The organism is Pseudomonas sp. B21128, assembly GCF_044218865.1.
GTDB classification, from domain to species: Bacteria; Pseudomonadota; Gammaproteobacteria; order Pseudomonadales; family Pseudomonadaceae; genus Aquipseudomonas; species Aquipseudomonas iridis.
In genome coordinates, this window is the sequence record NZ_CP162590.1 from 5,841,412 (window position 1) to 5,861,977 (window position 20,566).

A 20,566-nucleotide genomic window follows, 5' to 3' on the forward strand; every position below is an offset into this window, starting at 1 on the left:
ACCTGAGCGAACTCATCCGAATCCATAATCGACTCGGCTTTTCGGGTCGATGTAACTCGCCAGACAACACGGTCGGCCCCCTCTCCCTCCGGGAGAGGGCTGGGGTGAGGGTTGCTGCAAAGACACACCGACGTAAAAACCCCGCCGTGAATCCATAATCGACTCGGCTTTTCAGGTCGATGTAACTCCGCCAGACAACACGGTCGACCCCTTCTCCCTTCGGGAGAGGGCTGGGGTGAGGGTTGCTGCAAAGACACACCGACGTAAAAACCCCGCCGTGAATCCATAATCGACTCGGTTTTTCAGGTCAATGTAACTCGCCGGACAACGCGGTCGGCCCCCTCTCCCTTCGGGCGAGGGCTGGGGTGAGGGTAGCTCTCGAAAATCCATAGAACTTCTCACCACGCGCCAACCTCATAGCTAACAAGCCCCCCATTCTGGCAATGACATGGATCTTGTTATCGCGCGCCCGGAAGGTTTGTACTGCCCCGCCGGGGATTTTTATATCGACCCTTGGCGCCCCGTCGAGCGCTCGGTAATCACCCATGCCCACGGCGATCACGCCCGCACCGGCAACCAGCACTATCTGGCCAGCAGCGCCAGCGAAGGGATTCTGCGCTCGCGCCTGGGGCAGGACATCAACCTGCAAACCCTCGCGTACGGCCAACGCCTGACCCACCACGGTGTCACCTTGAGTTTCCACCCCGCCGGTCATGTGCTCGGCTCGGCGCAAGTTCGCCTGGAATATGGCGGTGAAGTCTGGGTCGCCTCCGGCGATTACAAAATCGAGCCGGACGGCACTTGCGCGCCGTTCGAACCGGTGCGCTGCCACACCTTCATCACCGAATCGACCTTCGGCCTGCCAATCTATCGCTGGCAGCCGCAGGGGCAGGTGTTCAGCGAAATAAACGAATGGTGGAAAGGCAATATCGCCGCGGGCAAGGCCAGCGTGTTGTTCTGCTATTCCTTCGGCAAAGCCCAGCGAATCCTCCACGGCATCGACGAAAGCCTCGGGCCGATCCTCAGCCACGGCGCCGTCGAACCGTTGAACCGGGTTTACCGCGACGCCGGCGTATACCTGCCGCCGACGATCTACGCCGGTGATGTGAAAAAAAACGATCCGATCATGCGCCAGGCCTTGGTCATCGCTCCACCTTCAGCCGGCGGCAGCACCTGGATGAGGCGCTTCGGTGACTTCAGCGACGCGTTCGCCAGTGGCTGGATGCGCCTGCGCGGCACGCGTCGGCGGCGCGGGGTCGATCGCGGTTTCGTGCTGTCCGACCACGCCGACTGGCCCGGTCTGCTATGGGCGATTGAGCAGACCGGCGCCGAACGGGTGATGGTCACTCATGGCTCAATTGGTGTGCTGGTGCGCCATCTGCGCGAGCAAGGTCTCGATGCCCAAGGCTTCAACACCGAATACGGCGACGACGAAGAAGATAGCGCAGCTGCCACTCCGACCATTGCAGAGATACCAGCATGAAAGCCTTCGCCGAGTTGTACGCCGAACTCGACGCCACCACGTCCAGCAACGCCAAACTGGCCGCCATGCAGGCCTACTTCGCCAAGGCCGAACCGCAAGATGCGGCGTGGGCGGTGTACTTTTTGTCCGGTGGCCGGCCCCGGCAACTGGTGCCGGTGCGGATCCTGCGCGAACTGGCGGTCGCGGTCTCCGGGTTGACGCCATGGCTGTTCGAGGAGAGCTATCAATCGGTCGGCGACCTTGCGGAAACCATTTCGCTGGTGCTGCCGGAAAATCCGCACAGCTCCGACGCCGGCCTCGCCGAATGGATCGAGGACAAATTGCTACCGCTACGCGGTGAAACCCCGGAGGCGCTGTCACTGCAATTGCCCGCACTGTGGGCGCAACTGGATCGGCCAAGCCTGATGCTGTGCATCAAACTGATCACCGGCAGCTTCCGCGTTGGCGTATCGAAACTGCTGGTGACCCGCGCACTGGCGTCGATGGCCGGGCTCGACAGCAAACGTGTGGCCCAGCGTCTGGTGGGTTACACCGACCTGTCGAATCGGCCCGATGCAGCCAGCTATCTCAAGCTGATCGCCGCAGAATCTGCCGACGAGCATGCTCAGCGCGGTGGCCAGCCGTACCCGTTTTTCCTCGCGCATGCCTTGTCGCAACCGGTTGAAGAATTCGAAGCGCTGATCGGCCCTGCCAGCAATTGGCAGGTGGAATGGAAGTGGGATGGCATTCGCGCGCAAGTGGTCAAGCGTGACGGGCGGTTGTGGGTGTGGTCGCGCGGCGAAGAACTGGTGACCGAGCGCTTCCCCGAACTGGATGTGCTGGTCCACGGCTTGCCCGATGGCACGGTCATCGACGGCGAAATCGTGGTGTGGAAAAGCAACCGCCCGCACACCGAAGATGCCTTTGATCCGCAATCGACCGAGCCGCCCGCGGTGCAACCGTTCGCCCTGCTACAACAGCGAATCGGGCGCAAAACCCTCGACAAGAAAATCCTCGAAGACGTACCGGTGGTGGTACTCGCCTACGACTTGCTGGAATGGCAAGGCGATGACTGGCGCAATCAACCGCAAGCCCGGCGGCGCGCGCAACTGGACGATGTCATCGCCCGCTGCAACAGCCCGGTGTTGCTGCCCTCGCCAGTATTGACCGGCACGGACTGGTTCGACCTCGCCCGTCAGCGCGAAGCCTCGCGGCGCCTGGGCGTCGAAGGCATGATGCTCAAGGCACGCGATTCTTTATACGGCGTGGGTCGCACCAAAGACATGGGCGTGTGGTGGAAATGGAAGGTCGACCCCTTCAGTGTCGACGCGGTACTGATTTACGCACAACGCGGTCATGGCCGCCGCGCCAGCCTGTACAGCGATTACACCTTCGCCGTATGGGACGGCCCGCCCGAGTCCAGTCAACGCGCACTGGTGCCGTTCGCCAAGGCCTATTCAGGACTGACAGATGCCGAAATGCGGCAGGTCGACAGCATCGTGCGCAAAACCACCGTGGAAAAATTTGGCCCGGTCAGCAGTGTAAAACCCAGCCTGGTGTTTGAACTGGGATTTGAAGGCATCGCCCTCTCGCGCCGGCACAAGAGCGGAATCGCCGTGCGTTTCCCCAGGATGCTGCGCTGGCGGCAGGACAAGACTGTGGAGGAAGCGGATAGCCTGGCGACGTTGCAGGATCTGTTGGCCTGACCCTCACCCGCGAGCGTTCCCACGCACCGCCCGGGAACGATCCGCACACAAAAAGTGCATCACATTTGCGATGCCCGTTTCCGTGCATCAATTTTCTGCTTATCTATCAATCCCACCTTTTAAAACACTTGTTCGGGACTATGGTTCGGAAATTGCTACTTTCTATAGGTCGTACGCGTTCCAGTAACAATAATTCTGCGCCACAAGCGCTCATATTGGTTCTTAGGGATTGAATAATGAAAAAAGCATTGCTGACCCTTTCTGCACTGGCGTTGTGCATGGCCGCTGGCTCCGCGCTGGCCAAGGAATACAAAGAGCTGCGCTTCGGCGTTGACCCTTCGTACGCACCGTTTGAGTCGAAAGCGGCCGACGGCAGCCTGGTAGGCTTCGACATCGATCTGGGCAACGCGATCTGCGCCGAACTGAAGGTCAAGTGCAAGTGGGTCGAAAGTGACTTCGACGGCATGATTCCGGGCCTCAAGGCCAACAAATTCGACGGTGTGATCTCGTCGATGACCGTCACGCCGGCTCGCGAAAAAGTCATCGATTTCTCCAGCGAACTGTTTTCCGGCCCGACCGCCTACGTGTTCAAGAAGGGTTCCGGCCTGAGCGAAGACGTCGCGTCCCTCAAGGGCAAAACCGTCGGCTACGAGCAAGGCACCATTCAGGAAGCCTACGCCAAAGCCGTGCTGGACAAGGCTGGCGTGAAGACTCAGGCCTATCAGAATCAGGACCAGGTTTACTCTGACCTGACTTCGGGCCGTCTCGATGCCGCCATTCAGGACATGCTGCAAGCCGAACTGGGCTTCCTGAAGTCGCCAAAAGGTGAAGGCTACGAAGTCAGCAAGCCCGTCGACAGCGAATTGCTGCCGGCCAAAACGGCTGTCGGTATTAAGAAAGGTAACACTGAGCTGAAAGCGCTTTTGGATAAAGGTATCAAAGCGTTACACGACGACGGCAAATACGCCGAGATTCAAAAGAAACACTTTGGCGATCTGAATCTGCACAGCGGCAAATAATGCCCCGGCGCCCATCCTCGATGGGCGCCTTTTCCATCCGCTCAGGTTGCTGATTTATGTTCGAAAACCTCTTACAAAATCTGGGGCTCTCCGCGTTCAGCCTTCAGGGTTTCGGCCCGTTGCTGTTGCAAGGCACCTGGATGACCATCAAATTATCGGCGATGTCGCTGCTGGTGGCCGTGTTGCTCGGCCTGCTCGGCGCCAGTGCCAAGCTGTCAAAAGTCAAACTGGTGCGTCTGCCCGCCCAGCTCTACACCACGCTCATCCGCGGGGTGCCGGATCTGGTGCTGATGCTGCTGATCTTCTACAGCCTGCAAACCTGGCTGACGTCGCTGACCGATTACATGGAATGGGAGTACATCGAGATCGACCCGTTCAGCGCCGGGGTGCTGACCCTGGGCTTCATTTATGGCGCGTATTTCACCGAAACCTTTCGTGGCGCGATCCTCGCCGTACCACGCGGGCAGGTTGAAGCCGCCACGGCGTATGGCCTCAAACGCGGGCAGCGCTTTCGCTTCGTGGTGTTCCCGCAAATGATGCGCTTCGCCCTGCCGGGCATCGGCAACAACTGGATGGTGATGCTCAAGGCCACGGCGCTGGTGTCGATCATCGGTCTGGCCGATCTGGTCAAAGCCGCGCAGGACGCCGGTAAAAGCACTTATCAGCTGTTCTACTTCCTGGTCCTCGCCGCGTTGATCTATCTGCTGATCACCAGTGCCTCGAATTTCATCCTGCGCTGGCTCGAACGCCGTTATGCCGCCGGTTCCCGGGAGGCCGTACGATGATCGAACTCCTGCAGGAATACTGGAAAGCCTTCCTTTATACCGACGGCCAGAACATCACCGGGCTGGCGATGACAATGTGGCTGCTCAGTGCGTCGATCTTCATCGGTTTCATTGTGTCGATTCCGCTGTCGATCGCTCGGGTTTCTCCGCACTTCTATATCCGCTGGCCGGTGCAGTTCTACACCTACCTGTTCCGTGGCACGCCGCTCTACATCCAACTGCTGATTTGCTACACCGGCATCTACAGCCTCGCCGCCGTGCGCGAGCAGCCGATCCTCGACAGCTTCTTTCGCGATGCGATGAACTGCACGATCCTCGCGTTTGCCTTGAACACCTGCGCCTACACCACGGAGATTTTCGCCGGGTCGATCCGCAGCATGAACCACGGCGAAGTCGAAGCGGCCAAGGCTTACGGTCTGACCGGGTGGAAGCTGTATGCCTACGTGATCATGCCTTCGGCCCTACGGCGTTCGTTGCCTTACTACAGCAACGAAGTGATCCTGATGCTGCACTCGACCACCGTGGCCTTCACCGCGACCATCCCCGACATCCTGAAAGTCGCCCGGGACGCCAACTCGGCAACTTTTCTGACTTTTCAGTCGTTCGGCATCGCCGCGCTGATTTACCTGACCATTACTTTTGCGCTGGTCGGCCTGTTTCGCCTCGCCGAACGCCGATGGCTGGCCTTCCTCGGGCCGACTCACTAAGCCGCGCTTTCAGGAATAAAGAGAAAGAACATGCGACACCAGATCCATGACCTGCTCGCCCCGCTGCCGGGGACCGCACGACAGATTCACAGTTTTCACTTTGGCCCGGAACAAGCCAGAGGCAAGGTCTACATCCAGTCCTCGCTGCATGCCGATGAATTGCCCGGCATGCTCGTGGCCTGGCATCTGAAGCAGCGCCTGGCGGAGCTGGAGGCGGCCGGCCGTCTGCGCAGCGAGATCGTGCTGGTACCGGTGGCCAACCCGATCGGCCTCGATCAAGTGCTGATGGACGTGCCACTGGGCCGCTACGAACTGGAGAGCGGGCAGAACTTCAATCGCTGGTTCGTCGACCTCAGCGAAGAAATCGGCAACGCCATCGAGGGCCAGCTGGGCGATGACCCGCAACGCAACCTCGAACTGATCCGCACCAGCCTGCGCCACGCCCTCGCCCGGCAGACCGCCAGCACGCAACTGCAATCACAGCGCCTGACTCTGCAACGGCTGGCCTGCGATGCCGACATGGTGTTGGATTTGCACTGCGATTTCGAATCCGTGGTTCACCTCTACACCACGCCCGAAGCGTGGCCGCAGGTCGAGCCGCTGGCGCGTTACATGGGCTCGCAGGCCAGTCTGTTGGCCACTGACTCCGGCGGACAGTCGTTCGATGAGTGTTTCACCCTGCTGTGGTGGCAACTGCGGGAACGTTTCGGCGAACAGTTCGAGATTCCGCTGGGCAGTTTTTCAGTGACCGTCGAGTTGCGCGGCCAGGGCGATGTCAATCACCCCATGGCCAGCCGCGACTGTCAGGCGCTGATCGACTATCTGGTCCAGTCCGATGCCATCGTCGGTGAGACAAAACCGCAGCCGCCATTGCCGTACCCGGCCACGCCACTGGCCGGGGTGGAACCCGTGACCACGCCGGTCGGCGGCCTGCTGGTATACACCGCCACAGCGGGGCAATACCTGGAGGCGGGCCAACAGATCGCCGAAATCATCGACCCGATCCACGATCGCATCACCCCCGTTCATTGCACCACTGCCGGCCTGATGTACGCCCGTTCGCTGCGGCGCATGGCCACGGCCGGCATGGTGATCGCCCACGTCGCGGGCGCCGAAGCCTATCGCAGCGGCTACCTACTTTCGCCTTGAGGATGTCTGTCCCATGTACAAACTGACCGTTGAAGGCCTGCACAAAAGCTATGGCGACCATCAGGTGCTCAAAGGCGTGTCGCTCAAGGCCAGGACCGGCGACGTGATCAGCCTGATCGGCGCCAGCGGCTCGGGCAAAAGCACGTTTTTACGCTGCATCAACTTTCTCGAACAACCCAACGCCGGCGCCATGAGCCTTGATGACCAGGCCATTCGCATGGTCACCGACCATCACGGCATGCACGTCGCGGACGCCAGTGAGCTGCAACGCCTGCGCACGCGACTGGCAATGGTGTTTCAGCACTTCAACCTGTGGAGCCACATGACCGTGCTGGAAAACATCACCATGGCCCCGCGCCGGGTGCTGGGTTGCAGCAAACAGGAAGCCGAGGATCGCGCGCGGCGCTATCTGGACAAGGTCGGCTTGCCGGCGCGCGTGGCGGATCAGTACCCGGCGTTTCTTTCCGGTGGTCAGCAGCAACGCGTGGCCATCGCCCGGGCATTGGCGATGGAGCCGGAAGTCATGCTGTTCGACGAACCGACCTCGGCGCTGGACCCGGAGCTGGTGGGTGAAGTGCTGAAGGTGATCCAGGGACTGGCGGAAGAAGGCCGGACGATGATCATGGTGACGCACGAGATGAGTTTTGCCCGCAAGGTGTCGAGCCAGGTGTTGTTTCTGCATCAGGGCTTGGTGGAAGAGGAAGGTGCCCCCGAAGACGTGTTGGGCAATCCAAAGAGCGAACGCCTGAAGCAATTCCTCAGTGGCAACCTCAAATAAGCTACCCACGTAACCCTGTGGGAGCGAGCCTGCTCGCGAAAGCGGTCTGTCAGTCACATAGATTGTGAATGTTCTGCCCCCTTCGCGAGCAGGCTCGCTCCCACCGGGAAATCCATCACCCACAAAATTAAACTTGTCCTGCCACGCCGCGGTCATTGGAAGAACCCCTCCAGAGCGCGCGCAGCCGGCATGGCGAAATCTCCCGACCTTGCAAACACCTGGTTCAGCGCCCGTACCTGGAAACCGTTCGTCTTTCAGAAACAGGTTTGGGCCGCCGTAAAAAACGGCCAGTCCGGACTGCTCCACGCCAGCACCGGCGCTGGTAAAACCTATGCAGTGTGGTTTGCCGCGCTCAACCGTTTCGCTCGATCCGCGCCGGTTGTTGAAACGGTGCGCAAACGCAAACCCGTTGCCGAACCACTGACCGTGCTGTGGATCACGCCGATGCGCGCCCTCGCCGCCGACACCGCCCGCGCGTTGCAAACGCCGGTGACCGATCTGCAGATCCCGTGGAGCATCGGCCTGCGTACCGGCGACACCAGCAGCAGCGAACGTGCGCGCCAGAGCCGACGTCTGCCGACCACGCTGATTACCACCCCGGAAAGCCTGACGCTGCTACTCGCCCGCGCCGATGCACACAGCGCACTGTCGACCCTGCGCATGATCGTCGTGGACGAATGGCACGAATTGCTCTGCAATAAACGCGGCGTGCAACTGCAACTGGCCCTCGCCCGCCTGCGTTACTGGCAGCCAGACCTGATCGTCTGGGGCGTCTCCGCCACGCTCGGTAATCAATCCCACGCCGAGCAGGTGCTGATCCCACAGGGCGGTGGCGTCAGCATTCAGGGCCAGAGTGAAAAAAACCTCAAGGTCGACACCCTCCTCCCACCGACCATCGAACGCTTTCCCTGGGCCGGACACATCGGTCTGAAGATGCTGCCGCAAGTAGTCGCCGAACTCGACGCCTGCGCCAGCAGCCTGGTGTTCACCAACACCCGGGCGCAGTCGGAAATCTGGTATCAAGCGCTGCTTGAAGCTCGGCCGGACTGGGCCGGTTTGATCGCTTTGCACCACAGCTCATTGTCCCGCGACACCCGCGACTGGGTAGAGCAGGCATTGAAGGACGGCCATTTGAAGGCCGTGGTCTGCACGTCCAGCCTGGACCTGGGCGTGGATTTTTTGCCGGTGGAACGCGTGCTGCAAATCGGTTCGGCCAAGGGTGTCGCCCGCCTGATGCAGCGCGCCGGGCGTTCCGGCCATGCACCGGGACGCACCTCACGGGTGACGCTGGTGCCCACCCACAGCCTCGAGCTGATCGAGGCTGTCGCTGCTCGCGATGCCGTGGCGCAACGGCGTATCGAACCGCGACGCTCACCGCACAAACCACTGGATGTACTGGTGCAACATTTGGTCAGCATGGCGCTGGGGGGCGGATTTATACCCGAGGCGCTGTACGAAGAAGTCCGCGGCGCCTGGGCTTATCGCGACCTGACACTGGCGGATTGGGCGTGGGCGCTGGCTTTCGTACGCCATGGCGGAATGTCTCTGACGGCGTATCCGGATTACCGACGAGTCGAACCGGATGAGCACGGCGTCTGGCGCGTGCCAGATGCGCGACTGGCGCGGCGGCACCGCATGAGCATTGGCACCATCGTCAGCGACGCGAGCATTCAGCTGAAGTTCTGGAGCAAGGGTGGTGGTGGCAAGCAATTGGGCAGCGTTGAAGAAGGTTTTATTGCGCGGCTCAAGCCCGGTGATGGCTTTCTGTTTGCCGGACGTTTGCTGGAGCTGGTGCGCGTGGAAAACATGACTGCTTACGTCAAACGCAGCACCGCGAAAAAAGCCGCCGTACCGCGCTGGAATGGCGGGCGCATGCCGCTTTCCAACGAATTGGCCGAGGCAGTAGTGACACGCTTCACCGCCGCCGCACAGGGTGATTTTGTCGGGCCGGAAATGCAGGCCCTGCGCCCTTTGCTGGAAACACAAGCGCGCTGGTCTGGCCTGCCCACGACGCACAACTTACTGGTCGAGGTGCTGAAATCCCGCGAAGGCTGGCACCTTTTCCTCTATCCGTTTGCCGGTCGCCAAGTGCACCTGGGGCTTGCCAGCCTGCTCGCGTGGCGTGCCAGTCAGCGTCAGCCGGTGACGTTCTCGATCGCGGTCAACGATTACGGTCTGGAGTTGCTCAGCGCCACCCCGGTTGATTGGCCGCAGCAACTTGATGCCGAACTGTTCAACCCCGAACATCTGCTGCGCGATGTGCTGGCCAGCCTCAACGCCGGTGAACTGGCCCTGCGGCGTTTTCGCGAAATTGCCCGAATTGCCGGACTGGTGTTCGCCGGCTACCCCGGCGCGCCAAAAAGTACCCGCCAGGTGCAGGCCTCCAGCGGTTTGTTTTTCGAGGTTTTCAAACAATATGACGCCGACAACCTGCTGCTGGCGCAGGCCGGGGAAGAAGTCCTGCGAGAGGAACTGGATATTCACAGGCTTGAACAGACGCTGGAGCACATCAATCGCATGAAACTAGACGTACACCTGATCAAACGTCCTACACCCTTAGGCTTTCCGCTGCTGGTAGAACGCATGCGCGAGAGCATGAGTTCAGAAAAACTCGCTGACCGAATCAGACGGATGGTCGGTGATCTGGAGCAATCAGCCGACAAGGGCAAGGCCTGATGAATGCGCCCTACCCCGTTCGTCTGGCGGGCGAGGAACTCTGGTTGTTACCGGAAAAGGCCCTGTATTGGCCGGCGCAACAGGCGCTGTTGATCGCCGACGTGCATTTCGGCAAGGCTGCGGCCTATCGCAGCCTCGGTCAGCCGGTTCCGCAAGGCACGACGGCGAGTAACATCGCCGTGATAGATCGACTGTTGGCGAAAATGCCCTGCCGGCAACTGATCTTCCTTGGCGATTTTCTCCACGGCCCGGGCTCCCATGCGCCAGGCACGTTAAGCGCGCTGTCCGAATGGCGGGCGCGCCACGCTGATCTGCCGATGACGCTGATTCGCGGCAATCACGACAAACGCGCGGGTGACCCGCCCGCATCGTTGAACATTCGCGTGGTGCCGGAGCCGCTGTTGCTTGGCCCGTTCGCCCTGCAACACGAGCCCGACCCCCACGCGGAAAGACACGTGCTGGCCGGGCATGTACACCCGGTCTATCGGTTGCACGGCAAAGGGCGGCAGAGCTTGCGTCTGGCTTGTTTCAAACTGGGCGAGCGCATCAGCCTGATGCCGGCGTTCGGTGCGTTTACCGGTGGTTATCAGGTCGACCGCGACGAGTCCTGCAAGATCTTTGTCATCGGCGACAACGAAATTTGGCCAGTCAGTTGAAGTCTTTACGGACCTCTACTGACCGACCATTCATTTAGCGCGTCATTCAGCGCGTTTTTTAGTGCAAATCAGGCGACAGGTGCCGGTGGCGGCTCATCCGGAAGGGTCGGTTCGCCCGGCTCGGTCGGTTGTTCGTTGGGGGTGTCGGGATCAGGCTGACCAGGAATCCCGCCGGCCATGCTGATGGGCGGATGTGCCAACAAGGACCAGGCTAAAACGCCAATCTGATTGGGCTCAAGCCTTGCCAGTTCGGCACTGATATGCGGATCGATCTTCATGGGGCACTCCTCGGCGAAGGCCCGTTTTGCCAGACACAAAAACGGGCAGTACACCCCATAGAGTGTCTGCCCGCCAAAGAATTCCCGACATCCGCCGGATGGACGAATCAGGTACGCGGCAGAGTCACGCCACGCTGGCCCTGATACTTGCCGCCGCGGTCCTTGTAGGAAACTTCACATTCCTCGTCGGATTCAAGAAAGAGCATCTGCGCCACGCCTTCGTTGGCGTAGATTTTTGCCGGCAGATTGGTGGTGTTGGAAAATTCCAGCGTCACGTGGCCTTCCCACTCAGGCTCGAGCGGGGTCACGTTGACGATAATGCCGCAGCGCGCGTAGGTGCTTTTACCCAGGCAGATGGTCAGCACATTGCGTGGAATACGGAAGTATTCGACGGTGCTGGCCAGGGCGAAGGAGTTCGGCGGAATGATGCAAACGTCACTATGGATGTCGACGAAGCTGCCGGCGTCGAAGTTTTTCGGATCGACGATGGCCGAGTTGATGTTGGTGAACACCTTGAAGTGGCTGGTGCAACGCACATCGTAGCCGTAGCTCGACACGCCATAGGAGATCACGCGGTTGTCGTCGCTGCCACGCATCTGGCGCTCGACGAACGGTTCGATCATGCCGTGTTCCTGCGCCATGCGGCGAATCCACTTGTCCGATTTGATGCTCATGGCGGGTGTCCTGAATAGCGAGGTGGAAAAATTCTGTCCGGCATCTTACCGGTCGCGCCGCCGCGTTCAAAGTGCGCGGTGCAATTCTCGCCGAACCCCCTGGATTTACGCACTCTGGCGACGAACTGCCACACCGCCGATCCCGAAATTACAGAAACCTTCGCAAGAAGCATTGGCACATTCCGGAAAAAGGGTTAAGGTGGCGCCACTGTGCTGCTTGTGTCACTGAGAATCTCTACACGATATGTTGAATTTCGATCCAACCATCTACAAGAATTTTTCCTGCTCTTTGCACTCAGTCTCGGCCAGGGTTCTTCCTGTGTCGCAGTTATCTTTGTTCAAGGAGTTACACCATGTCTAATCGCCAAACCGGTACCGTTAAGTGGTTCAACGATGAAAAAGGCTTCGGCTTCATCACTCCACAATCCGGTGACGACCTGTTCGTTCACTTCAAAGCTATCCAATCCGACGGCTTCAAAAGCCTGAAAGAAGGCCAACAGGTTTCTTTCATCGCTACCCGCGGTCAGAAAGGCATGCAAGCTGAGGAAGTACAAGTTATCTAACTTGTAGCTTCTTTAGAAAAGAGCCCCGCCTTTAAAAGCGGGGCTTTTTTGTGGGCGTCTGTTTTGCAGGCGCAAAAAAAGATCGCAGCCTTCGGCAACCCCTCCTGAATCCAGAGGCTGCCGAAGGCTGCGATCTTTTGCTTTACGTTACCAAGCCACGCCAAACCCGGCGGTATAACGGGTCTTGTTCAAATCTGCATCATTGGTACCGCTGATGATGTCACGCTCGGCCTTCAGGTTCAGCGAGGCCCACTCGGTGACCTTGTAGCGCAAGCCCATCTCGGCATCCAGCGCGTAATTGGCCACGTTGGACAACGGCTTGCCGACTTCGCCATTGGTGAAGAACTCGACCTTCTTGCCGATCAGGTAGCGGTTGTAGTCCCACTTCATGGCAACGGAATAGAAGTTGTCCTTGCTGCCATCCTTGTATTCGTAATCGGTGCGGTTGAGCAGCGAGCCCAGCGAGAACGCACCCAACTCATCATCCCAGAACTGGTAGCCAGGACCGGTACCGACGACACGCTGACGTGCCAGCTCTTCGATGTGATCGCGCTTGTAGTTCAGACGCCCCTGCCAGAACCACTGATCGGTCAGGAAGCGGTCAAGGGAGTACTCGGCGCGCCAGTTGTCGGTGGTGGTCACATCGTCCTGAACTTCACGGTTGTATTCGCCTTCGGCGATGTGCCGCCAGCGACCGTGCCGCGCCGTAGTCTTGAAGCCGACGTCGTAATCGTCGGTGTCCTTTTCCGCACGCTGATAGTCCAGCGCGAGATCGACATTACCCTTCCACACCAGATCCTCGACCACCGGTTTGGGCTTGAGAATCTGCTGAATGCTCGCCAGCTCAACGGTTTTTGGCGCTTCGCCATTGGCCAGGGTGACCTTGCCGTCGTCAGCCGCGGTCAGCGATTTGGACATTTCACCTGTGTAGGCATCCTGCTTGACCAGCAGATGCTGATCACTGTCCAGGGTTTTGACTTCTTTCCAGTCAATCGTGACGGCCCCGGCATATTTGGTCTGGATCAACAGCTTGCCGCCGTCGAACACAGTGATAGTGCCGGTCAGCTTGTCACCGTTCTTCATCCAGACGGTGTCGGCAAGCAGGGGCGTGGATGCGCTACAAACAGCAAGGCACAGCAAGGTTCTGGAAAACATAAGCGAATCGAGGGCTCAAGTTTGCGTAAAAGGATCGGCATTATCCGGACGAATAAGACCCTGACAAGGAGTGACCGGACTATTTCCATTGAGTTCATTTCTCAACTGGCCGATCAGGGGTTACGCTTCAGGCATTAATTCGACCCCATTCAGGAACCGCGTACGTGACAGACCCGATCCATGAAGGCGAAAGCGAGGCGCAAATCCGACGCACGGCGCTCTACTCGACCCTCGCGCAAGTGCCCGCAGGTAAAGTCGTCAGCTACGGCCAATTGGCTGATCTCGCCGGGTTGGGGCGCGCCGCCCGCTGGGTCGGCCGCACGCTCAGCCAATTGCCCGGTGACACCAAACTGCCCTGGCACCGCGTTCTCGGGGCCGGCGGTCGGATCAGCCTGCCGGTGGGCAGTCCATCGGGCGATGAACAACGCGCGCGTTTGCGCATGGAAGGCATCACCGTCCTGAACAATCGTGTGGATATTCAACGCCATGGCTGGCGTCCGGTAGAGCACTGCGGTTAGAGTGCGCGCTTTGTTCCCGCAATCTTGAGGCAGACTTCAGCCCATGCCCCGTAAAACCTGGCGCGCCGCGCTCGCCGCCTATGCCAGTCCTTCGACGCTCGTGCTGTTGTTGCTGGGTTTCGCCGCCGGCCTGCCGTACATGCTGGTGTTCTCAACGCTGTCGGTCTGGCTGCGTGAAGCCGGCGTGGCCCGTGAAACCATCGGCTACGCCAGCCTGATCGGTCTGGCCTACGCCTTCAAGTGGGTCTGGTCACCGCTGCTCGACCAATGGCGCCTGCCGTTGCTGGGCAAGCTTGGCCGTCGCCGTTCGTGGCTGGTGCTTTCGCAGTCACTGGTGATCCTGGGCCTGATCGGCATGGGCTTCTGCGATCCGCAGAAGCATCTGTCCTGGCTGATCGCCATTGCGGTGATCGTGGCCTTCGCTTCCGCGACCCAAGACATTGCGGTCGATGCCTATCGCCTGGAAATTGCCGACGACAGCCGGCAAGCCGCACTCGCTGCCAGTTATATGTCCGGCTATCGCATAGCCGCGCTGCTCGCGACTGCCGGCGCCCTGTTTTTCGCTGAAGGTTTTGGCTCAACGGGCTTCAACTATCAGCACTCGGCGTGGGCCGGCACCTACTTGCTGTTTGGCGCGCTCATGGTCCCTGCCCTGCTGACCACACTGTTCATGCGCGAGCCGCCTGTACCCTTGCGTACGCAGTTGCAGGCCGGGCGCTACACCTTCATGCATCAATTGATGTCCGTGTTCGTGCTGATCGTCTTGCTGGTGTCTGTGCCGGCGATGTTCACGCAGCTCTACAACACCGACTTCGCCAGCGTGCTGTTCGAAGGCGCCAGCCTGCTCGACCTGCTGCTGGAAGACCGCGCCTTCCTGCGCGCCATCCTTTATACGCTGCTGACAGCAATGTGCCTGTCGGCCATGGGGCGTCGCGGGCTGGCACCGGTGCTGACACCGGTCAACGACTTCATCCTGCGCTACCGCTGGCAGGCGCTGCTGCTGCTCGGATTGATTGCCACCTATCGGATGTCGGACACGGTGATGGGCGTGATGGCCAACGTGTTCTATATCGACCAGGGGTTCACCAAGGATCAGATTGCCAGTGTCAGCAAGATATTCGGCCTGATCATGACCCTCGTCGGCGCCGGCATGGGCGGACTGCTGATTGTGCGTTTCGGCATTCTGCCGATCCTGCTCATCGGCGGCGCAGCCTCGGCGGGCACCAACCTGCTGTTCCTGATGCTCGCCGACATGGGTCCGAACCTGCAGATGCTGATGGTGACCATTTCCCTGGACAACTTCAGTTCCGGCTTGGCGACGTCTGCATTTGTCGCTTACCTGTCGAGCCTGACCAACCTGAAGTTCTCCGCGACGCAATACGCGCTGCTCAGCTCGATCATGCTCCTGCTACCGCGCCTGATCGGCGGCTATTCCGGGGTCATGGTCGAGAAGTTCGGATACCACAACTTCTTCCTGATCACTGCACTGCTCGGCGTGCCGACACTGGTGCTGATCGCGCTGCACTGGTTCCAGGAAAGCCGCCGCGAAGGCCCGACGCCGACGCCCGAGCCTGTACCGACGCCACTCGTGGACGAATCGTAAGACGTTTCGCCAGCGGTGGGAGGAATCCCGCCGCTGGACCTCACTGCCGGCCGCACTTCTGTACGTCAGCAAAACTCGCCGGTACACTGCTCCGTCATTTCCAGTCTCAGCAACCGACAACGGCCAACCATGCGCACCAGTCAATTTTTGCTCGCCACACAGAAAGAAACGCCTTCCGATGCGGTCGTCATCAGCCACCAGCTGATGCTGCGTGCCGGCATGATCCGCAAACTCGCCTCGGGCCTGTACACCTGGCTGCCGATGGGCTTGCGGGTCATGCGCAAGGTTGAAGCCATCGTTCGCGAAGAAATGAACGCCGCCGGCTCTCTGGAAGTGTTGATGCCGAGCACCCAACCGGCCGAACTGTGGCAGGAATCGGGACGCTGGGAAGAATACGGCCCTGAGTTGCTGCGCTTCAAAGACCGCCACGGTCGTGACTTCTGCGCGGGCCCGACCCACGAAGAAGTGATCACCGATCTGATGCGCAACGAGTTGAGCAGCTATAAGCAGCTGCCAATCAACCTGTACCAGATCCAGACCAAATTCCGTGACGAAATCCGCCCGCGCTTCGGCTTGATGCGCGGCCGCGAATTCATCATGAAGGACTCGTACTCCTTCCATGCCGATCAGCCGTCGCTGCAGGTCACTTATGACCGCATGCACTTGGCGTATTGCAACATCTTCACTCGCCTGGGCCTGAAATTCCGCCCGGTTGAAGCCGACAACGGCTCGATCGGTGGCGCCGGTTCCCACGAGTTCCACGTGCTGGCCGAGTCCGGCGAAGACGATATCGCTTTCAGTAACGGCTCCGACTACGCGGCGAACGTCGAGAAGGCTGAGGCAGTGCCGCGCGAAACTTCGCGCCCTGCTGCGAGCGAAGAGTTGCGCCTGGTCGATACGCCAGACACCAAGACCATTGCCGCGCTGGTGGAAAAATTCAATTTGCCGATTGAAAAGACCATCAAGACCCTGATCGTGCGCGCTGAAGAAGAAGGCAAGCTGATCGCGCTGGTCATTCGTGGCGACCACGAACTCAACGAGATCAAGGCAGCCCAGCAACCTGGCGTTGCCAGCCCGCTGGTCATGGCCACCGACGCCGACCTGCGTGACGCGATTGGCGCCGGCGCCGGTTCGCTCGGCCCGCTGAACCTGCCACTGCCGATCATCATCGACCGCTCGGTCGAACTGATGAGCGACTTCGCTATCGGTGCCAACATCGACGACAAGCACTATTTCGGCGTCAACTGGGAGCGCGATCTGCCGGTTCCAACCGTGGCCGACCTGCGTAACGTGGTTGCTGGCGACCCAAGCCCGGACGGCAAAGGCACTCTGGAAATCGCACGCGGCATCGAAGTGGGGCACATTTTCCAGCTGGGCAACAAGTACAGCAAGGCGATGAAGTGCGAAGTGCTGGGCGAGAACGGCAAGCCTGTGACCCTGGAAATGGGTTGCTACGGTATCGGCGTGTCCCGTGTGGTGGCAGCCGCCATCGAGCAGAACAACGACGAAAACGGCATTATCTGGAGCGACACTCTTGCGCCGTTCCAGATCGCCCTCGTACCGCTGCGCTATGAAACCGAGCAGGTGCGCGAAGCCACCGACAAGCTGTACGCAGAACTGACTGCGGCCGGTTTCGAAGTGCTGCTGGATGATCGCGACAAGAAAACCAGCCCGGGCATTAAGTTCGCAGACATGGAACTGATCGGCATTCCACACCGGATCGTGGTCAGTGACCGCGGCCTCGCCGAAGGTAACCTGGAATACAAGAGCCGTACCGAAGGCGAGGCGCAAGCGCTGCCGGTGGCTGACGTATTGTCCTTCCTTCAGGCCCGTATCCGCCGCTGAAACCAGATAGAGACGTCATGTTCAAGCGAAACACCTTGGGCCTCGGAGGCACCGCCCTGTGCGGTGCCCTGATGGTCAGCGGCTGTGCCAATCACATGTCACAACGCAGCGAGCACGAAGAGCGGGTCGAGCGAAAACTGCTCGATCACCGCCTGCAGATTGATGTCGGTGAGCCCAAGGTGCTTGAGCTGCCGCAGCGACGCGTAAAGATCAACGAGCAGAAGACTTTCGAAGTCACCGAGTTCGAAGTCACCCGCCGTTACGATCGTTACACGCCTTACCAACCCTGGCGCGAGGTCTACGAGATTCCGCTGGGTGCGGTGGCGGTGGTCGGTGGCGTGGGTGCGAACGTGGTCAACGTCTTCGCGCTCGGCAACCTGCCGGACAGCGTGACCCGGGACTGGCTCAGCTACGGTTTTGCCGGGCTCAACCCGTTCATGAACGTGCAATCCAACGGTCGTGCGCAACAGAATCTGGCCGGCATCGATGAAATCCAGCGCGACAAGCGCACGGAATATTCGAGCCTGCCGTGGAGCGAGCGTCCCGTGCAGGTCAAGGCTGGCAAGCAGACCTTCGAGATGACCACCGATCGTAACGGCGTGTTGCGTCTGAACCTGCTCGACAGTCCGTTTGCCGAGAATGACCTCAACCATGTCGGCAAATTGCAGATCAGCGTCGAGGATGCCAAGGATGACGTGCACTCTGACTCATCCCTGATGATCAGCAGCCACCTGCGCGGCAAATTGCTGGAGGCGCACGGGCTGATCTACGACGATCTGGAAGATGACGAAGTCAGCGAGTGGGTCCATCGAGTCAAACGTCTCTCGGAACTGGGGCTGGAAGAAGAAGCCAGCGAACTGGAACAGAGCTTGATCGAGCTGACGCGTAACGATCCTGAGTTGCAGGCCGAGTTTCTCAAGTCGCTGACCAAGGATGCCGGGCGACTGGTCGCGGATCCAGGACCGAATTAACAGCTGAAAGCATCGCGGGCAAGCCCGCTCCCACAAGGCTTTAGGGTGCACACAACCTGTGTGATCGACCGAAAACCCTGTGGGAGCGGGCTTGCCCGCGATGGCAATCTCGAATTCACCGAAAAATTACCGCTCAAACAACTCCATCTGCTCAAACCCGCCCCGCAAGTCCTCCAGCCTCACCCCGACCCCAAGCAACCGCACCGGTTTCCCCCCGCGATTGAATGCCTGCGTCAGCATTAACTGATAACTGCCCAGATCCCGCCCTGCCCCGGCCTGCTCCAATGTGGTCTGGGTGAAGTCGTGAAACTTCACTTTGACGAACGGCTTGCCCGGCCGATAACTGCTGTCGATACGGGCCATGCGGGTTTTCAGGGTTTCGAGCAGCTCGGGCAACTTGTCCAGGCAACTGCGCAGATCCGGCAGATCCGTGTCGTAGGTATTTTCCACGCTGATCGACTGACGACGACTGTCGTTGTGCACCAGCCTGTCATCTATCCCACGAGCAAGACTCCACATTCGCTCACCGAAACTGCCGAATTCGCGCACCAGTGCCAACTTGTCCCACTCGCGCAGGTGCTGACAGTCGACGATGCCGAGTCGGCCCAGTTTGTCAGCGGTGACTTTGCCCACACCGTGCAGCTTGCTGACCGGCAGGCCGCTGACAAAGTCTTCGACCTGATCCGGGGTGATCACGAACAATCCATTGGGCTTCTTCCAGTCGCTGGCAATCTTCGCCAGAAACTTGTTCGGCGCCACGCCTGCGGAGACAGTGATGTGCAACTGATTGGAAACGCGGCGGCGGATGTCCTGGGCAATGCGCGTGGCACTGCCGCCGAAATGCGCGCTGTCCGACACGTCGAGGTAGGCTTCATCCAGCGACAAAGGCTCGATCAAGTCAGTGTAATCAGCAAAGATCGTGTGAATTTCCTTTGACGCTTCACGGTAAGCATCCATGCGCGGCTTGACGATGGTCAGGTCGGGGCACAGCTTTAGAGCGTGGCCGGAGGACATGGCCGAGCGCACGCCATACGCCCGCGCCTCGTAATTACAGGTGGCAATCACCCCACGCCGATCTGCCGAGCCGCCCACCGCCAACGGCTTGCCGGCCAGACGCGGGTCATCGCGCATCTCGATGGCGGCGTAGAAACAGTCACAGTCGACGTGGATGATTTTTCGCTGAGTCATGTCAGAAAAGGAAACGTGGCGAGCCGGATCGGCAGTATCTCACTCACAACTGTATATAGCACCAGTGGTCAGAATGTTCTTTCTCTCCGGTAGGAAAGCTCCGGTGAATTTATTTTCTCAATCGAAGAACGACCACCAATAGAGCTGAAAGCCTTGCTCCACCTGCCCTGCGGCCTGTTCAAGCGTTCGATAAAAGCGCTAACCGATTGAACCTCAACGGATTTTATCCAGATTGAAGGTTGACACCCCGGCGATCCTCTGTAGAATGCCGACACACAGACGCGGGATGGAGCAGTCTGGTAGCTCGTCGGGCTCATAACCCGAAGGTCGTCGGTTCAAATCCGGCTCCCGCAACCAAACATCAAAAAAGGCTACTCGAAAGAGTGGCCTTTTTTGTGCGCGCTTGTTTTGCAAAAGCAAGACGGTGGGAACGCACTCCCTAAAACGGGAATTCGTTGCATATCCTATGGTTACCCATCACCTGCGACCGTTTGACGCGATATCCCGCTTATTTGACCCTTTTCAGGATTAGCGGTTGACACCCCGCCGTTCGCCTGTAGAATGCCGCCACACAGACGCGGGATGGAGCAGTCTGGTAGCTCGTCGGGCTCATAACCCGAAGGTCGTCGGTTCAAATCCGGCTCCCGCAACCAAACATCAAAAAAGGCTACTCGAAAGAGTGGCCTTTTTTGTATCTGCTGAAAAAGTCCTTTCGCAACAATGAGCTGTCATCGTGCAGTGAACCGTCCAGGATCATCAGACGCGCCGAGTTGCGACTATGCTTGAGTCGCAACGCAAACGCCTGCCATCCATGACTGCCCTCGCCGATCCCC

Annotated in this window: 18 protein-coding genes and 2 tRNA genes; 16 read left to right on the plus strand and 4 right to left on the minus strand. The window is 59.6% G+C overall.

Annotated elements, in window-relative coordinates:
- Nucleotides 1-448 precede the first annotated feature (448 nt).
- The 9 genes from AB4P91_RS26420 to pdeM all read left to right on the plus strand — a co-directional run bounded on the left by AB4P91_RS26420 (nt 449) and on the right by pdeM (nt 10,938).
- Nucleotides 449-1,483 (plus strand): ligase-associated DNA damage response exonuclease, encoded by a 1,035-nt coding sequence (locus AB4P91_RS26420; protein ID WP_150597648.1) that lies wholly within the window; start codon nt 449-451, stop codon nt 1,481-1,483.
- Nucleotides 1,480-3,168, plus strand: a complete 1,689-nt coding sequence (locus AB4P91_RS26425) for an ATP-dependent DNA ligase (RefSeq protein WP_150594466.1) — start codon at nt 1,480-1,482, stop codon at nt 3,166-3,168. The genes AB4P91_RS26420 and AB4P91_RS26425 overlap by 4 nt, the downstream gene beginning before the upstream one ends.
- A 236-nt stretch (nt 3,169-3,404) precedes the next feature.
- Nucleotides 3,405-4,187, plus strand: a complete 783-nt coding sequence (locus AB4P91_RS26430) for a transporter substrate-binding domain-containing protein (RefSeq protein WP_150594467.1) — start codon at nt 3,405-3,407, stop codon at nt 4,185-4,187.
- Nucleotides 4,188-4,243: 56 nt separating this feature from the next.
- Nucleotides 4,244-4,972, plus strand: coding sequence for an ABC transporter permease (locus AB4P91_RS26435; RefSeq protein ID WP_150604959.1), 729 nt, complete (start codon nt 4,244-4,246; stop codon nt 4,970-4,972).
- On the plus strand, nt 4,969-5,679 hold the full coding sequence (locus AB4P91_RS26440) for an ABC transporter permease (RefSeq protein WP_047300003.1): 711 nt from the start codon (nt 4,969-4,971) through the stop codon (nt 5,677-5,679). The genes AB4P91_RS26435 and AB4P91_RS26440 overlap by 4 nt, the downstream gene beginning before the upstream one ends.
- A 30-nt stretch (nt 5,680-5,709) precedes the next feature.
- On the plus strand, nt 5,710-6,828 hold the full coding sequence (locus tag AB4P91_RS26445) for a succinylglutamate desuccinylase/aspartoacylase family protein (RefSeq protein ID WP_395604015.1): 1,119 nt from the start codon (nt 5,710-5,712) through the stop codon (nt 6,826-6,828).
- Nucleotides 6,829-6,841: 13 nt separating this feature from the next.
- A complete protein-coding gene (locus AB4P91_RS26450; protein ID WP_150594469.1) occupies nt 6,842-7,606 on the plus strand; it encodes an ABC transporter ATP-binding protein in 765 nt (254 codons plus the stop codon).
- A gap of 189 nt (nt 7,607-7,795) precedes the next feature.
- Nucleotides 7,796-10,282, plus strand: coding sequence for a ligase-associated DNA damage response DEXH box helicase (locus AB4P91_RS26455; RefSeq protein ID WP_395604016.1), 2,487 nt, complete (start codon nt 7,796-7,798; stop codon nt 10,280-10,282).
- Nucleotides 10,282-10,938 carry a ligase-associated DNA damage response endonuclease PdeM gene (gene pdeM, locus AB4P91_RS26460; protein ID WP_395604017.1) on the plus strand — a complete coding sequence of 219 codons (657 nt, stop codon included), beginning with the start codon at nt 10,282-10,284 and terminating at the stop codon, nt 10,936-10,938. The genes AB4P91_RS26455 and pdeM overlap by 1 nt, the downstream gene beginning before the upstream one ends.
- A gap of 68 nt (nt 10,939-11,006) precedes the next feature.
- Here pdeM and AB4P91_RS26465 read toward each other — a convergent pair whose 3' ends face one another.
- The gene (locus AB4P91_RS26465; RefSeq protein ID WP_042557949.1) at nt 11,007-11,216 is read right to left on the minus strand and encodes a hypothetical protein; all 210 of its coding nucleotides are present in this window, start codon (nt 11,214-11,216) and stop codon (nt 11,007-11,009) included.
- Nucleotides 11,217-11,323: 107 nt separating this feature from the next.
- A complete protein-coding gene (dcd, locus tag AB4P91_RS26470; RefSeq protein WP_150594472.1) occupies nt 11,324-11,890 on the minus strand; it encodes a dCTP deaminase in 567 nt (188 codons plus the stop codon).
- A gap of 353 nt (nt 11,891-12,243) precedes the next feature.
- Between dcd and AB4P91_RS26475 the strand changes: the two genes are divergently transcribed.
- Complete coding sequence (locus tag AB4P91_RS26475; RefSeq protein ID WP_002554837.1) at nt 12,244-12,453, plus strand: cold-shock protein; 210 nt, start codon at nt 12,244-12,246, stop codon at nt 12,451-12,453.
- 147 nt (nt 12,454-12,600) lie between these two features.
- On the opposite strand, the gene AB4P91_RS26480 is transcribed toward AB4P91_RS26475, so the two are convergent.
- Entirely contained in the window at nt 12,601-13,608 is a 1,008-nt protein-coding gene (locus tag AB4P91_RS26480; RefSeq protein ID WP_150594473.1) for a DUF481 domain-containing protein, read from the minus strand.
- Nucleotides 13,609-13,772: 164 nt separating this feature from the next.
- Here AB4P91_RS26480 and AB4P91_RS26485 point away from each other — a divergent pair, with 164 nt between their 5' ends.
- The 4 genes from AB4P91_RS26485 (at nt 13,773) to AB4P91_RS26500 (ending at nt 18,545) form a co-directional block, all read left to right on the plus strand.
- Entirely contained in the window at nt 13,773-14,126 is a 354-nt protein-coding gene (locus AB4P91_RS26485) for an MGMT family protein (protein WP_150594474.1), read from the plus strand.
- A 43-nt stretch (nt 14,127-14,169) separates the two neighbouring features.
- A complete protein-coding gene (locus AB4P91_RS26490) occupies nt 14,170-15,729 on the plus strand; it encodes an AmpG family muropeptide MFS transporter (RefSeq protein ID WP_150594475.1) in 1,560 nt (519 codons plus the stop codon).
- 129 nt (nt 15,730-15,858) lie between these two features.
- Nucleotides 15,859-17,574 carry a proline--tRNA ligase gene (locus AB4P91_RS26495; protein ID WP_150594476.1) on the plus strand — a complete coding sequence of 572 codons (1,716 nt, stop codon included), beginning with the start codon at nt 15,859-15,861 and terminating at the stop codon, nt 17,572-17,574.
- A 17-nt stretch (nt 17,575-17,591) separates the two neighbouring features.
- Nucleotides 17,592-18,545 (plus strand): hypothetical protein, encoded by a 954-nt coding sequence (locus AB4P91_RS26500; RefSeq protein WP_395604018.1) that lies wholly within the window; start codon nt 17,592-17,594, stop codon nt 18,543-18,545.
- 126 nt (nt 18,546-18,671) lie between these two features.
- Here the strand turns inward: AB4P91_RS26500 and dinB are convergent, their stop codons facing one another.
- Nucleotides 18,672-19,733, minus strand: coding sequence for a DNA polymerase IV (gene dinB, locus AB4P91_RS26505; RefSeq protein ID WP_150594478.1), 1,062 nt, complete (start codon nt 19,731-19,733; stop codon nt 18,672-18,674).
- Between the two features lie 280 nt (nt 19,734-20,013).
- On the opposite strand from dinB, the gene AB4P91_RS26510 reads away from it, so the two are divergent.
- Both AB4P91_RS26510 and AB4P91_RS26515 read left to right on the plus strand, forming a co-directional pair.
- Nucleotides 20,014-20,090, plus strand: a tRNA-Met gene (locus AB4P91_RS26510).
- A 219-nt stretch (nt 20,091-20,309) separates the two neighbouring features.
- A tRNA-Met gene (locus AB4P91_RS26515) sits at nt 20,310-20,386 on the plus strand.
- Nucleotides 20,387-20,566: the final 180 nt, after the last annotated feature.

Bases quoted from the DNA above. Each gene is read 5' to 3' on its own strand.
- AB4P91_RS26430 (WP_150594467.1), top strand. From the start codon at position 3,405: ATGAAAAAAGCATTGCTGACCCTTTCTGCACTGGCGTTGTGCATGGCC.
- AB4P91_RS26440 (WP_047300003.1), top strand. From the start codon at position 4,969: ATGATCGAACTCCTGCAGGAATACTGGAAAGCCTTCCTTTATACCGAC.
- AB4P91_RS26480 (WP_150594473.1), bottom strand. From the start codon at position 13,608: ATGTTTTCCAGAACCTTGCTGTGCCTTGCTGTTTGTAGCGCATCCACG.
- AB4P91_RS26445 (WP_395604015.1), top strand. From the start codon at position 5,710: ATGCGACACCAGATCCATGACCTGCTCGCCCCGCTGCCGGGGACCGCA.
- AB4P91_RS26450 (WP_150594469.1), top strand. From the start codon at position 6,842: ATGTACAAACTGACCGTTGAAGGCCTGCACAAAAGCTATGGCGACCAT.
- AB4P91_RS26435 (WP_150604959.1), top strand. From the start codon at position 4,244: ATGTTCGAAAACCTCTTACAAAATCTGGGGCTCTCCGCGTTCAGCCTT.
- AB4P91_RS26490 (WP_150594475.1), top strand. From the start codon at position 14,170: ATGCCCCGTAAAACCTGGCGCGCCGCGCTCGCCGCCTATGCCAGTCCT.
- AB4P91_RS26475 (WP_002554837.1), top strand. From the start codon at position 12,244: ATGTCTAATCGCCAAACCGGTACCGTTAAGTGGTTCAACGATGAAAAA.
- AB4P91_RS26455 (WP_395604016.1), top strand. From the start codon at position 7,796: ATGGCGAAATCTCCCGACCTTGCAAACACCTGGTTCAGCGCCCGTACC.
- AB4P91_RS26465 (WP_042557949.1), bottom strand. From the start codon at position 11,216: ATGAAGATCGATCCGCATATCAGTGCCGAACTGGCAAGGCTTGAGCCC.
- pdeM (WP_395604017.1), top strand. From the start codon at position 10,282: ATGAATGCGCCCTACCCCGTTCGTCTGGCGGGCGAGGAACTCTGGTTG.
- AB4P91_RS26420 (WP_150597648.1), top strand. From the start codon at position 449: ATGGATCTTGTTATCGCGCGCCCGGAAGGTTTGTACTGCCCCGCCGGG.
- AB4P91_RS26500 (WP_395604018.1), top strand. From the start codon at position 17,592: ATGTTCAAGCGAAACACCTTGGGCCTCGGAGGCACCGCCCTGTGCGGT.
- AB4P91_RS26425 (WP_150594466.1), top strand. From the start codon at position 1,480: ATGAAAGCCTTCGCCGAGTTGTACGCCGAACTCGACGCCACCACGTCC.
- AB4P91_RS26495 (WP_150594476.1), top strand. From the start codon at position 15,859: ATGCGCACCAGTCAATTTTTGCTCGCCACACAGAAAGAAACGCCTTCC.
- dcd (WP_150594472.1), bottom strand. From the start codon at position 11,890: ATGAGCATCAAATCGGACAAGTGGATTCGCCGCATGGCGCAGGAACAC.
- dinB (WP_150594478.1), bottom strand. From the start codon at position 19,733: ATGACTCAGCGAAAAATCATCCACGTCGACTGTGACTGTTTCTACGCC.